Origin of the sequence: Herbiconiux liangxiaofengii (assembly GCF_041927335.1) — a bacterium.
GTDB lineage: Bacteria > Actinomycetota > Actinomycetes > Actinomycetales > Microbacteriaceae > Herbiconiux > Herbiconiux liangxiaofengii.
The window spans coordinates 247,917-260,595 of the sequence record NZ_JBHFHD010000008.1 but is presented as its reverse complement, the minus strand read 5'-3'; the positions used below and the strand labels follow the sequence as shown (position 1 = coordinate 260,595).

Below are 12,679 nucleotides of genomic sequence, written 5' to 3'. Positions count from 1 at the left end.
GCCCCACTCCGGCTCGGGTCTGCCCTAGGATTGGGCCGATCCGGGCCGGGGGACTCGTCTCGAGGTCACACGATGCACGGCTGCCCGCGGCCGTCGACCGAGAGGCTCCCATGTCGCACCGCCCCACGCGTCCGACCCGCTCCGCCCGCACCGGCACCCGCAGGAGCGGGCTCGCCGTGCTGGCGATCGCCGCCCTGCTGGGTGGCTCGCTGCTCGGAGCCGACGCGGCCGCCGCTGTCGACGCACCGGCCCCCACGCCGGGCGCATCCGAGACCGACGCCCCCACCCCCGGGGGCGGCACCGCCCCTCTCGTGATGGGCGACTACTCCCTCGACGCCTACTCCTCCCGCGCCGCCGAGGTTCCCCCGGAGCTCGCCCAGGTGATCGCCGACGACCTCGGGCAGACCCCGGAGGGCTACCTCGCCAACGCCGACGCCGCGGCCGACGCGGTGGCCGTGGTGGACTCGCTCGCGGCCTCCGGTGTCGACGTTCTCGGCTCGCGCCTGGACGGCACCACCCTCGTCGTGAACGTGCCGGACGCCTCCGCCGTGGCCACCGTCGAGGCCGCCAACGCGGTGGCCGAGATCGGCGACCCCGCGCCGCTTGACCTCACCGGCCAGGACTTCGAGTTCAAGCGCGACCTCATCGGCGGCCAGGGCTACTTCTCGCAGGACTCCCAGTACCGCTACCTCTGCTCCACCGCCTTCAACGGCCTCGACCGATCCTCGGGCCAGAAGCAGGTGCTCACCGCCGGCCATTGCAAGGTCGAGGGCACCCAGAACGACAGCCGGTTCACCGAGCAGGTGCAGAGCAAGCCGGGCTCGGCGTTCTCGGTCGGCGTCACGCTCGGCCAGCCCGTGGCCGGCAGTTTCGCCCTCGGCAGCGGGTTCGACAACGGCCTCATCGCCACCGACTCCGCGTGGACCCCGCGCGCGGCAGTGGGCGTGTGGGGCGGCGCCAACAACGGCCCGGTCACCTCCGGCACGCCCGTGACGGTGCGTGACTACGGCGACGCCATCGTGGGCCAGAGCGTCTGCAAGTCGGGGCGCACCACCGGCTGGACCTGCGGCACGGTCGAGGCCGTCGACATCGACCTCACCGTCGATGGGAACCAGAAGGTCAACGCCGACATCATCGACGGCATGTGCGCCCTCGGCGGCGACAGCGGCGGCGCCGTGGTCTCCGGCGCCAACGCGATGGGGCTGCTCTCGGCCGGCACCTACAACTCGTGCAGCGACACCGGCAAGTTCAGCGCCGTCTACCCGATGATCGGCGGCACCGGTCCCGACGGCCCATACGGCTCTGTGCTCTCGTTCGAGAAGAACTGGGACATGATCGCCGAGGTCTCCACCCCGGCCGTCACGTCTCCCACCTCGGGCGCCACGCTGCAGTGGGGCTCGCCGATGAGCGGCACGCTCCCGTTCGGCAGCTCGCGCCACACCGTGGTGCTCACGGTCGACGGCACCCGCACCTACACCGCCCCCGTCGCGCAGGACGGCAGCTGGGCCATCCTGCCCACCGACCTCGCCGACGGAGCGCACAGCTACAGCCTGCGCGCCCGCTTCGGCCAGGGGGCGGCGACCTCGACGTCGTCGGCCGTCACCGGCTCGTTCACCGTCGCGGGGCATCCCTCGGTCGACCGCATCGCCGGCGCCGACCGCTTCCAGGTGGCGGTCAACGTCTCGCGCGCCGCGCATCCCGACCCGCTGCCCGGTCCGCTGCCCGTGGTCTATGTGGCCACCGGCGCCAACTACCCGGATGCGCTCAGCGCCGGCCCCGCCGCGGTCACGCAGGGCGGCCCGCTGCTGCTGGTCACCCGCGACTCCGTCCCGTCGGCGGTGGCCACCGAGCTCCAGCGCCTGGCACCCCAGCGCATCGTGGTGGTGGGCGGGCCGAACTCGGTCTCCACCGCCGTCGAGGAGTCGCTGAAGACGCTCGTCACCGGGGTCGACGTGTCGCGCGTCTCGGGCGCCGACCGCTTCGCCGTGAGCCGCGACCTCGCGAGCTCGGTGTTCGGCACCGCCCCGCACGCCTACGTGGCCACCGGCACCAACTTCCCGGATGCGCTCGTCGCCGGCGCGGCGTCGGGTTCCACGAGCGAGCCCGTCGTGCTCGTGAACGGCCCCACGGCGTCGGCCGACGAGGCCACGCTCGCCGCGTTCCGGGATCTCGACACGAGCTCGATCACGATCGTGGGCGGCCCGAACTCCGTCTCAGAGGGCGTCGCGGCGTCGCTCGGAACGATCCCGGCCTCGGTCGACCGCGTCTCCGGCGCCGACCGCTTCGACGCGGCGATCGCCCTGAACCGCTCGGCCTACACCTCGAGCTCGACGGTGTATCTGGCCACGGGGTACAACTTCCCCGACGCGCTGGCCGGCGGCGTGCTCGCGGGCGCGAAGGACGCGCCGCTCTACATCGCCCCCACCGACTGCGTGCCGCGGGGCGTGATCGCCGACATCGTGAGCCTCGGCGCCACGCGCGTGGTGCTGCTCGGCGGCGAGGCGTCGCTCACCCCGGCCGTCGCCCGGCTCGCACCCTGCGCGAAGTGAGGCGCTCGGCCCGGCCGTGGCCGCCTGTCAGAATGGACGCATGAGCAACAGCTACGCCGAGGCCGGAGTCGACACCGAGGCGGGCGACCGCGCCGTCGAGCTGATGAAGGCGGCGGTGCAGCGCACGCACGGCCGCGAGGTGCTGGGCGGGGTGGGCGGCTTCGCGGGGCTGTTCGACGCGTCGGCGCTGAAGGAGTTCGCCCATCCGCTGCTGGCCACCTCGACCGACGGGGTGGGCACCAAGATCGCCATCGCCCAGGCGCTCGACAAGCACGACACCATCGGCCAAGACCTTGTGGGCATGGTGGTCGACGACATCGTGGTGGTGGGCGCCAAGCCCCTGTTCATGACCGACTACATCGCCTGCGGCAAGGTGGTGCCCGAGCGCATCGCCACCATCGTGGCGGGCATCGCGCGCGCCTGCTCCGAGACCGGAACCGCCCTCGTGGGCGGCGAGACGGCCGAGCACCCCGGGCTCATGGGCGACGACGACTACGACGTGGCCGGTGCCGCGGTGGGAGCCGTCGAGGCCGACGCCGTGCTGGGCGCCGAGCGGGTGCGCGACGGCGACGTGGTGCTCGCGCTCGAGTCGAGCGGTCTGCACTCCAACGGGTACTCGCTCGTGCGGCACATCCTGGCGAAATCGGGCCTGTCGTACACCGACACCTCGGCCGAGCTCGGTGGCGTGGTCGGCGAGGTGCTGCTCGAGCCCACCCGGTTGTACTCGGGGCCGCTCGTGCGCGTGCTCGCCCAGCCCGCGCTGGCCGGCGCCATCCACTCGCTCTCGCACGTCACCGGGGGCGGCATCGCGGCCAACCTCGCCCGGGTGCTGCCGCGCGGTTCGTGGGTGGAGGTCGACCGCTCGACGTGGTCGCCGGCGCCGGTGTTCCGGGTGCTGTCGTCACTCGCGGGCAGCACGCTCGAGTCGGCCGAGGGCACGTGGAACCTGGGCATCGGGTTCTTCGCGGTGGTCGGAGCGTCGGAGGCCGCGCGGGTGACCGCGGCGATCGAGGCCGAGGGCATCCGCACCTGGCAGGTGGGCACCGTCTCGACGGCGGCCCGCTCGTTCGAGCCCGCCGACGGCTTCGAGCAGGGTGCCAAGGGTGTCGACGGCGGCGCGGTGCGCCTGGTCTCCACCTACGCCCCCTGACCCAACGCTCGCCCTCTCGCCGAGTTGCGCCAAATCGCCCCTTCGCGGCCCCCGAGAGGGCAGTTCGGCGCAACTCGGCGAGGGGTTGTGGCGGCGGAGGCAGCCGGCAGACCCTCGACGGCAGCCGGGGCGAGCGTCATCCCGGGGCATCCGGGTAGCCTGGGTTCATGACCACACCTGCACTCGCGCACCTGACCGGCGGCCCGCTCGACGGCCAGACCATCCCCCTCGACGACGGCGCCCCCGAGGAGCTCGTGCTCCCCTACAGCGACGGCCAGCTCGTCTACGCCCTGATTCCGGATGCCTCCGCCGACCCCGAGGGCCCCGCGACGGCGCAGTACCGCTTCAACGAGGTCTCCGAGATCCTCAACCAGGGCGACTACGACGAGGTGCGCCCCGACTCCGGGCTCTGACCCGAGCTCTCGCGCACGCGAGGCCGCATCCGCCGCTCTCTGCGGCTCGGAGGCGGCCTGGCGTGCGCGAGCTGCGTTAACACGGCCGAAACGGCGGGCCGGTAGCCTCGCGCCATGACGTTCCAGGTTCCCGTCGTCGACATCGCGCCCTACGTCACTGGGGGCACCGCCGCCGAGAAGGCCGAGGTCGCCCGCGCGGTCGACGAGGCCTGCCGCCGGGTGGGCTTCATCCAGATCCTCGGGCACGGCATCGCCCCTGAGCTCCAGGCCGGCCTCGCCGCCGCGATGGACGAGTTCTTCGGCCTCGACCTCGAGGTGAAGAAGCGCTACCGCACCCCGCCCGGCATCAACCGCGGGTACGCGCCGCCGAAGTCGGAGTCGCTGAGCCTCAGCCTCGGCGTGGAGTCGGCCAGCCGCATGAACGACTTCTTCGAGGCCTTCAACGTGGGCGCCGCGCAGAGCGACTACCCGGGTGTCGACCTCGACGCGGAGCACTACGCCGAGAACACCTGGCCGACGGATGCCGCGCCCGGCTTCGAACCGCGCGTCACCGCTTACTTCGCCGAGGCCAAGCGCGTCGCCACCACGATGACCACGATCTTCGCCGACGCGCTCGGTCTGCCCGAGGGCTTCTTCGACGCCTTCGCCGGCCACTCGCTCGACGTGCTGCGGATGAACAACTACGCCCTGCCGCCCGGCACCGTCGACCTCGACGGCGAACTCACGGGCATGGGCGAGCACACCGACTACGGCATCGTCACGGTGCTCTGGGCCGACCAGGTGAAGGGTCTGCAGGTGCTCGGCTCCGACGGCTCGTGGAACGACGTGAGCCCCGCCGACGACGCCCTGCTGATCAACCTCGGCGACATCACGGCCCGGTGGACGAACGAGCAGTGGATGTCGACGCTCCACCGCGTCAAGCCACCCATCGTCGACGGCACCATCGAGCGTCGCCGGTCGGCGGCCTACTTCCACGACGGCGACGTCGACGCGCTGATCACCACGCTGCCCTCGTGCGTGTCGGAGGCGCATCCGAACCTCTACGAACCGGTGACCGTCGGCGAGCACATCGCGGCGAAGCTCGCGGGCTCCCGCGCAGGGGTGCGCAACGCGAACGCCGAGCGCGAGGCCGCCCGCGTGCGAGCCGCCGCCTCCGCAGCGGCACCCACGGGATGAGCGGCCACTCAGAGCGTTTGGAGCCGCGGAGTGCCAGGCTGGTCGTCGGCGCGCTGCGACCCGCCGCCGCGCCCACCCGAACAGGAGAACCATGACCACCGTCAAGGCCTACGCCGCCCCCTCTGCCACCGAGCCCCTCGTCGCCACCACCATCGAGCGTCGCGAGCTCGGCCCGAAAGACGTCCTGATCGAGATCGCCTACTCCGGCATCTGCCACTCCGACATCCACACCGTGCGCGGTGACTGGGGCCCCCAGCAGTACCCGCTCACCGTCGGCCACGAGATCGTGGGCACGGTCGCCGAGGTCGGCTCCGAGGTGTCGCTGCACCAGGTGGGCGACCGCGTGGGCGTGGGCTGCATGGTGAACTCGTGCCGCGAGTGCGAGAACTGCCTCAAGGGCCAACAGCAGTACTGCCTGAAGGGCAACGTGGGCACCTACGGCAGCGTCGACCTCGACGGCACCATCACCCAGGGCGGCTACTCCACCCACGTGGTGGTGGTGGAGGACTTCGTGCTCCGCGTGCCCGAGTCGATCCCCTACGACAAGGCAGCCCCGCTGCTGTGCGCCGGCATCACCACCTACTCGCCGCTGTCGCACTGGAACGCCGGGCCCGGCAAGCGCGTTGCCGTGGTGGGCCTCGGCGGTCTCGGTCACATGGCCGTGAAGATCGCCCACGCCATGGGCGCCGAGGTGACCGTGCTCTCGCAGACGCTGAGCAAGAAGGACGACGGCCTCGCCCTCGGCGCCGACCACTACTACGCCACGAAGGACGAGGCCACCTTCACCGAGCTGAAGAACTCCTTCGACCTCATCATCAACACGGTCAGCGCGGTTATCGACCTCGACGCCTACCTCTCCCTGCTCGCCCTCGACGGCACCATGGTGAACGTGGGCGCTCCCGCCCAGCCGCTGCCGCTGCACGTGTTCACGCTGTTCGGTAACCGCCGCTCGTTCGCGGGTTCGGGCATCGGCAGCATCGGCGAGACGCAGGAGATGCTCGACTTCTGCGCCGAGCACGGCATCGCTCCCGAGACCGAGCTCATCTCAGCCGACGGCATCAACGACGCCTACGAGCGGGTGCTGGCCTCCGACGTGCGGTACCGCTTCGTGATCGACGCCGCCACCTTCGCCTGAGCGGCCCGGTGCCGGCGCCGATCACCCTGCGCCGGCACCCCGCTCGCCACCCCGTCCCGCGGCATCCGCTCTGGCTTCCCCGGCGGCGAGCGGGCAGGGTGGTGAGATGAGCAGGATCCACGATCTCATCGACGACCTCGTCGAGGGCGTGCGCGAACCGAAGGCGCCGTTGCTTCACGTGGCGATCGACTCGGGCGAGCCGGAGTCCGAGCATCCGGGGCCCGTCGTGGTGATGCTGCACGGCATCGCCTCGAGCGCGGCGACCTTCCATTTCGTCGTGCCCCTGGTGCAGCCCGGGCATCGGGTGATCGCCATCGAGCTGCTCGGTTTCGGCGGCAGCCCCCAGCCCGAGAACGCCGAGTACACCCTCGAGGAGCACGTGGCCGCGGTGGTGCGCACCATCCGTTCGCTCCGGCTCGGCCAGCCGTTCGTGCTGGTAGGCCACTCGCTGGGGTGCCTGATCGCCGCCCGGTACGCCGCGACCCACGAGGATTCGGTGCTGAAGCTGGTGCTGGTGAGCCCGCCCGTCTACCTCAACCCGGCCGAGATCGGCGACCCCCGGGTGCGGCTGCGCATGGCCGGGTACCTGCAGGCGTACCAGTTCTTCCGCCAGAACAAGGAGTTCACCATCGCCCGTGCCCGCGTGGTGTCGAAGCTGCTGCCGGTGGAGCACGTGATGGAGGTCACCGAGCAGAACTGGACCCCGTTCGTGAAGACCCTCGAGCACTGCATCGAGTCGCAGACCGTCATCAGCGACCTCGCCCGGGTCGACCGGCCGATCGAGCTGATCTACGGCCGGCTCGACGAGTTCCTGGTGCCCGGCAACCTGGCCATCGTCGAACGGATGCGCGGCGTCACGACGCACGTCGTCGCCAACAGCGACCACATGATCCGCAAGCCCATGGCCCGCGTGGTCGCCGCGGCGATCGCGGCGCCGCTCGGCTCTGCCGGCCGGTGAGGGATGGCGCGGCCTACGCGCGCGCAGCCTCCACGAGAGCCGTCGCCAGCTCGGCCGGCCGGGTGAACTGGGGCCAGTGGCCCGTCGGCAGCTCCACCAAGGTGACCGATCGCATCCGGGGCAGCTCGGCGAAGTAGGGGTGATTCGATGCGAGGTACCCGTCGAGCTCCTCCCGCGTGAACGTGGTGGCCACGAGCGTGATGGGCACCTCGAAGCGCCGCTCGTCGTGCAGGCGCTGCGGATCGCGGGCGACCCGCAGCGGCTCGGGCACCGCGATGCGCCGGAACCACGCCCGCAGGTCGTCGGTGAGCCCGCGCAGGTCGGCCTCGCCGAACTCGCCCCAGTCGGGCAGCGGAACCTCGTCGCCCACTGCCTCGAGCTCCTCGTTCACGGCGATGCCGTCGGCCGTCGGCCAGCTGTCGACGTACACGGCCCGGCGAACGCGACCCGGTCGCCGATCCACCACGGCATGGATGATCGACCCGCCGCCCGAATGCCCCACCAGCACGATCTCACGCGAGGGGTCGATGGAGTCGACCAGCTGCAGCACCTCCCCGATCTGCCCGTCGAGGGTGACCCCGCTGCGGTCGTCGTCGACCGAGGCGAGACCGTCGAGGGTCGGCGTGTGCACCGTGAGCCCGGCCGAGCGGAGCGCCGGGGCCACATCGTTCCACGAGTCGCCACCGAGCCAGAACCCTGCTATCAATATCACGTCCATGCTCAGACGCTACGCCCCGCCTCCGACGCCGTCGAGGCTTTAGGCAGCGCCGGCGGTCACCCGGCGGTGAGCCGCTCCAGCAGCTCCCGGTACCGCGCCGCCGTCTGCTCCACGATCTCCTGGGGCAGGGTGGGCGGCGGGCCCGTCTGGTCCCAGTTCGCGGCGAGCCAGTTGCGCACGATCTGCTTGTCGAAGCTCGCGGTTCGCTCCCCGGAGTCGTACGCCGCCGCATCCCAGTACCGCGACGAGTCGCTCGTGAGCACCTCGTCGGCCAGCGTGATCTCGCCGGTCGCCGCATCCCGCCCGAACTCGAACTTCGTGTCGGCGAGGATCACCCCGCGTGCTTCAGCGATGACGGATGCGCGCCGGTAGATCTCCAGCGACAGCTCACGCAGCGCCGTCGCGTCCTCGAGCCCCACGAGCTCCACGGTCTGCTCGAAGCTGATGTTCTCGTCGTGCTCGCCCAGCGGGGCCTTGTAGGCCGGGGTGTAGATCGGTTCCGGCAACCGGTCGCCGTCGGCGAGGCCCGCGGGCAGGGCGATGCCGCACACGCTCTGCGACGCCTGGTATTCCTTCCAGCCGCTGCCCGAGAGGTAGCCGCGCACCACGCACTCGATCGGGAACATCTCCAGCGACGTCACCACCATCGAACGCGCCTCGAGCTCGGCCGGCACCGGCGGGAGCCCGTCACGAACGGCCACGAGGTGGTTGGGCACGGTGCGCAGCTGGTGGAACCACCAGCGGCTCAGCTCGGTGAGCAGCGCGCCCTTGCCCGGGATGCCGGGCTCGAGCACGTGGTCGAACGCGCTCACCCGGTCGCTGGCCACCACCAGCAGCGCCTCGGGCGTGGCCTCGGGAGCCGTCGACTCGGGCACGAACAGGTCGCGCACCTTGCCGCTGTACACGTGCCGCCAGCCGGGCGCGATGCCGGCCCCGGATGCGGTCGGCTCGGCGCCGCTCATCGGCCCGCCTCCGTGGCCACGCGCGCCGCGATGTCATGGCGGTACTGCCCGCCCTCGAGGTGGATGCCCTCCAGCGCCCCGTACACGCGATCGCGCGCCGTGGCGAAGTCGCGAGCCGTGGCGACCACGTTCAGCACCCGGCCGCCCGTGGCGCGCAGCACCGGCCGGCCGGCCGCATCCGTCGCGCCCTCGTCTCGGTCGGTCGCCGCGTGCAGCACGCTCACGCCCTCGATGCCCACCGTGCTCTCGAGCCCGCTGATGACCCGGCCCACCACCGGGGAGCCGGGGTAGTTCTGGCTCGCGAGCACCACCGTCACCGCCACGTCGTCGGTGAACACCGGGCGCTCCTGGGCGGCGAGCGTTCCCGTCGCCGCGGCGAACAGCAGGGCGCTGAGCGGGGTGGCGAGCCGTGGCAGCACCACCTGGGTCTCCGGGTCGCCGAAGCGCGCGTTGAACTCGATCACCCTGATGCCCTTCGGCGTGAGGATGAGGCCGCAGTACAGCAGACCGATGAACGGGGTGCTCTCGGAGGCGAGCTGCCGAACGGTCGGCAGGGCGATGGTGTCGATCACCTCGTCGACGAAGGCGGCTTCGCTGCCGAAGCGCTCGTCGAGCCAGGGCAGGGGCGAGTAGGCGCCCATGCCACCCGTGTTCGGGCCCTCGTCGCCGTCGGCGAGGCGCTTGTAGTCCTGAGCCGGGGAGAGCGGCGCCACCGAGTGGCCGTCGGAGAGCAGGAAGAGCGACACCTCCTCGCCGTCGAGGAACTCCTCGATCAGCACGTCGCCGTGCTCGAGCCAGTGCCGGGCGTGGGCGGTGGCCTCGGCGAGGTCGGTGGTGACGAGCACGCCCTTGCCCGCGGCCAGGCCGTCGGCCTTCACCACGTAGGGTGCGCCGTACGCGGCCAGCGCGGCTTCGGCCTCGGCGAGCGTGCCGGCGGTGACGGCGCCGCCGGTGGGAACCCCGGCGAGATCCATGATGCGCTTGGCGAAGGTCTTGCTGCCCTCGAGGGCAGCCGCCTCGTGGCCGGGCCCGAACACCGGGATGCCGCGGGTGCGGAGGGCGTCGGCCACTCCCGCCACCAGAGGCGCCTCGGGGCCGATCACCACGAACTGCACGTCTTCGGCGAGCGCGTAGTTGGTGACGGCCTGCGGATCGTTCGCGTCGAGGTCGACCACCGGCACGTCGGCGGCGATGCCGGCATTGCCCGGCGCCGCGACGATGTCGTGCGCCATCCGCCCCTCGTCGTCGCGCTCGCGCCGCAGCGACGTGATGATGGCGTGCTCGCGCGCACCCGAACCGAGAACCAGGATCTTCACGCCCACAGCCTACCGAGCGCCGCCGACGCGCGCTGGGGAGGTCGTCCAGGCGCGTGGGCGGGCCCGTCACCGCCGCGCTGGAGCCGGGCGTGGCCCGCGGTAGCGTGGAGGGCATGGGCAAGGCACGCATCGCAGACGGGTTGGGCGCCGCAGCCGTGACGGCGGCCATCGGCGACTTCGACGCCTCCAGCCGCGACACCCGGGCCACCGCGGTGCGGTACCTGCTGCAGCGCCTCGCCGACGACGCCCCCGGCAACTCGGTGGAGGTGCGCGTGCCGCCGTTCGGCGCCGTGCAGTGCATCGAGGGCCCGGGTCACACCCGCGGCACCCCGCCGAACGTGGTGGAGATGGATGCCCGCACCTGGCTCGAGCTGGCGACGGGCGCGCTCGCCTGGGGCGAGGGTCTCGCGTCGGCGCGCATCCACGCGTCGGGGCAGCGAGCCGATCTCACGGGGCACGTGCCGGTGAGCCGCTAGGGCGGATTCCGGCATCCGCACCTCGCCCCGATCCGGGTGAGCGACAATGGAGGGGTGAGTCAGCAGCCCGAGGACAGCACCGCATCCGCCCGTTCCACCGAACGCGTCGCCGACGTGTCGGTGCGTCGGGCTCCGCGCTACTACCGCTTCATGCTGGTGGGGTTGATCGTGGGCGTGATCGTGGCGCTGGTTCTCACTTTGTCGTTCCCCGAGCAGCCCGACTTCTCGCAGCTGCAGGTGTTCGGGTTCATCGGCCTCTTCCTGGCGGCGATCTTCGTGGCGCTGGGCGCCCTGCTGGCGATCGTGCTCGACCGCGTGAGCCGCCGCCGCGCCCGCACCGTGGCCGCCGAGCTCGAGGAGCACGAGCCGGAGCCCGAGGCGCTCGCGCCGACGACCGCGGCGGCCGGGCCCGACGCCGTGGAGCCTGACGCCGTGGAGTTCGTACAGGTGCAGGACGAGCCGAAACCCGAGCCTGACCCCCGCTGACCGGCGCTGACGGCCGCTACGGGATGAGCACGAGCTTGCCGCCCGCGTGCCCGCCCTTCAGCAGTTCGAGTGCCTGCCGCGCCTGATCTAGCGGAAAGCTGCGCGCGATCGGCACCACGAGCCGGCCCTCGCCGGCCAGCGCGATCAACCGCGCCCGCTCCGACGCCCGGAAGGCGGCGCTCTCGGGCATCGCCCCGGCGATCAGCCTGATGCCGTCCTTCTTCGCCCGCCCCATCGCGGCGATCGTCACGATGCGCTCCCGGTCGGCCACGAGGGCGAGCGACACGTCGATCGCCTCATCCGTTCCCACCGTGTCGAGCGCCGCCACCACGCCCTCGGGGGCGGCCTCGCGGACGCGCTGGGCGAGGCCTGGTCCGTACGCCACCGGGATGCCGCCGAACTGCTCCACCACGTCGAACCGCGACGGGCCGGCCGTGCCGATCACCCGCGCGCCGATCAGGGCGGCCTGCTGCAGCACACTCACCCCCACCGCTCCGGAGGCGCCGTGCACCAGGATCGTGTCGGTCTCGGCCACGCTCGTCACGTGCAGCATCTCGTCGGCCGTGGTCGCGGCCAGCAGCAGCCCGGCTGCCGCCTCGAACGAGAGCGACGCGGGCTTGGCGAACACATCGGCCGCCGGCACCGTCAGCTCGGTGGCGTACCCGCCCTGGATGCGGAACGCGAGCACCTCGTCGCCCACGGCGACGTCTCCCGAGCCGATGCGCGTGCCCGGCCCCACAGCGATCACCGCGCCCGAGACCTCGTAACCGATGGGGATCGGCAGCGCGCTCCGGTCACCGCCGGTGGCCACGTGCTTGTAGTCGGCGGGGTTCATCCCGGCCGCCCGGATGCGGATGGTCACCTCACCCGGGCCGGGCGGCGCGACCTCCGTCTCGATCTGCTCGAACACGTCGAGCCCGCCGAAGTCGCTCGCCACCCACTGAGTCGCCATGCCGTCACTCTAGGCCTGGTCGGGCCGTCGTGAAACGCGGAAGGGCCCGACCGGAGTCGGGCCGACCCGAGAAACGCTGAAGGGCCCGACCGGAGCCGGGCCCTTCAGCAAGAACGGTGTCGCCTAGGCGCGCTTCTGCTCGTCGTTCGGTTCGAACGGAATCGGCTCCAGAGCCGTCGGCTCGAACGTATCGTCGGAGTCGTCGTCTTCTTCGATCCACTTGGAGTAGTCGGGCTCTCCGGCCTTGCCGGTGAGTTCACGCTCAAGGGCCGAATAGTTCGTGTCAGGACTGAAGTACTTCAGCTCTCGCGCGACCTTCGTGTGCTTGGCTTTCTGACGGCCACGCCCCATGCGAGACCCCCTCACGATTCGGGCCGGGGGCACTGCC

13 protein-coding genes are annotated in these 12,679 nt (G+C 71.9%); 8 read left to right on the top strand and 5 right to left on the bottom strand.

Going from position 1 to position 12,679, the window contains the following annotated elements; genetic code table 11:
• Positions 1-110 precede the first annotated feature (110 nt).
• The 6 genes from ACEXOR_RS07595 to ACEXOR_RS07570 all read left to right on the top strand — a co-directional run bounded on the left by ACEXOR_RS07595 (position 111) and on the right by ACEXOR_RS07570 (position 7,381).
• Positions 111-2,549 carry a cell wall-binding repeat-containing protein gene (locus ACEXOR_RS07595; protein WP_374848873.1) on the top strand — a complete coding sequence of 813 codons (2,439 nt, stop codon included), beginning with the start codon at positions 111-113 and terminating at the stop codon, positions 2,547-2,549.
• Positions 2,550-2,589: 40 nt separating this feature from the next.
• Positions 2,590-3,699, top strand: coding sequence for a phosphoribosylformylglycinamidine cyclo-ligase (purM, locus tag ACEXOR_RS07590; RefSeq protein ID WP_374848872.1), 1,110 nt, complete (start codon positions 2,590-2,592; stop codon positions 3,697-3,699).
• Positions 3,700-3,866: 167 nt separating this feature from the next.
• Positions 3,867-4,112, top strand: a complete 246-nt coding sequence (locus ACEXOR_RS07585; RefSeq protein WP_374848870.1) for a response regulator — start codon at positions 3,867-3,869, stop codon at positions 4,110-4,112.
• A gap of 114 nt (positions 4,113-4,226) precedes the next feature.
• Positions 4,227-5,288 (top strand): isopenicillin N synthase family dioxygenase, encoded by a 1,062-nt coding sequence (locus ACEXOR_RS07580; protein WP_374848868.1) that lies wholly within the window; start codon positions 4,227-4,229, stop codon positions 5,286-5,288.
• Positions 5,289-5,379: 91 nt separating this feature from the next.
• Complete coding sequence (locus ACEXOR_RS07575) at positions 5,380-6,423, top strand: NAD(P)-dependent alcohol dehydrogenase (RefSeq protein ID WP_374848867.1); 1,044 nt, start codon at positions 5,380-5,382, stop codon at positions 6,421-6,423.
• A 106-nt stretch (positions 6,424-6,529) separates the two neighbouring features.
• On the top strand, positions 6,530-7,381 hold the full coding sequence (locus ACEXOR_RS07570) for an alpha/beta fold hydrolase (RefSeq protein WP_374848866.1): 852 nt from the start codon (positions 6,530-6,532) through the stop codon (positions 7,379-7,381).
• 13 nt (positions 7,382-7,394) lie between these two features.
• Here the strand turns inward: ACEXOR_RS07570 and ACEXOR_RS07565 are convergent, their stop codons facing one another.
• The 3 genes from ACEXOR_RS07565 to purD are packed head-to-tail and all read right to left on the bottom strand — an operon-like array spanning position 7,395 to position 10,377.
• Positions 7,395-8,099 (bottom strand): alpha/beta fold hydrolase, encoded by a 705-nt coding sequence (locus ACEXOR_RS07565; protein WP_374848865.1) that lies wholly within the window; start codon positions 8,097-8,099, stop codon positions 7,395-7,397.
• A gap of 56 nt (positions 8,100-8,155) precedes the next feature.
• A complete protein-coding gene (locus ACEXOR_RS07560; RefSeq protein ID WP_374848864.1) occupies positions 8,156-9,061 on the bottom strand; it encodes a phosphoribosylaminoimidazolesuccinocarboxamide synthase in 906 nt (301 codons plus the stop codon).
• The gene (gene purD, locus ACEXOR_RS07555; RefSeq protein ID WP_374848863.1) at positions 9,058-10,377 is read right to left on the bottom strand and encodes a phosphoribosylamine--glycine ligase; all 1,320 of its coding nucleotides are present in this window, start codon (positions 10,375-10,377) and stop codon (positions 9,058-9,060) included. Before purD ends, ACEXOR_RS07560 begins: the two co-directional genes overlap by 4 nt.
• 113 nt (positions 10,378-10,490) lie before the next feature.
• Between purD and ACEXOR_RS07550 the strand changes: the two genes are divergently transcribed.
• Both ACEXOR_RS07550 and ACEXOR_RS07545 read left to right on the top strand, forming a co-directional pair.
• Positions 10,491-10,853, top strand: a complete 363-nt coding sequence (locus tag ACEXOR_RS07550) for a sterol carrier family protein (RefSeq protein WP_374848862.1) — start codon at positions 10,491-10,493, stop codon at positions 10,851-10,853.
• 54 nt (positions 10,854-10,907) lie between these two features.
• On the top strand, positions 10,908-11,339 hold the full coding sequence (locus ACEXOR_RS07545) for a hypothetical protein (protein WP_374848861.1): 432 nt from the start codon (positions 10,908-10,910) through the stop codon (positions 11,337-11,339).
• 16 nt (positions 11,340-11,355) lie between these two features.
• Here ACEXOR_RS07545 and ACEXOR_RS07540 read toward each other — a convergent pair whose 3' ends face one another.
• Entirely contained in the window at positions 11,356-12,291 is a 936-nt protein-coding gene (locus ACEXOR_RS07540; RefSeq protein ID WP_374848860.1) for an NADP-dependent oxidoreductase, read from the bottom strand.
• 123 nt (positions 12,292-12,414) lie between these two features.
• Positions 12,415-12,642, bottom strand: a complete 228-nt coding sequence (locus ACEXOR_RS07535; protein ID WP_374848859.1) for a DUF3073 domain-containing protein — start codon at positions 12,640-12,642, stop codon at positions 12,415-12,417.
• Positions 12,643-12,679: the final 37 nt, after the last annotated feature.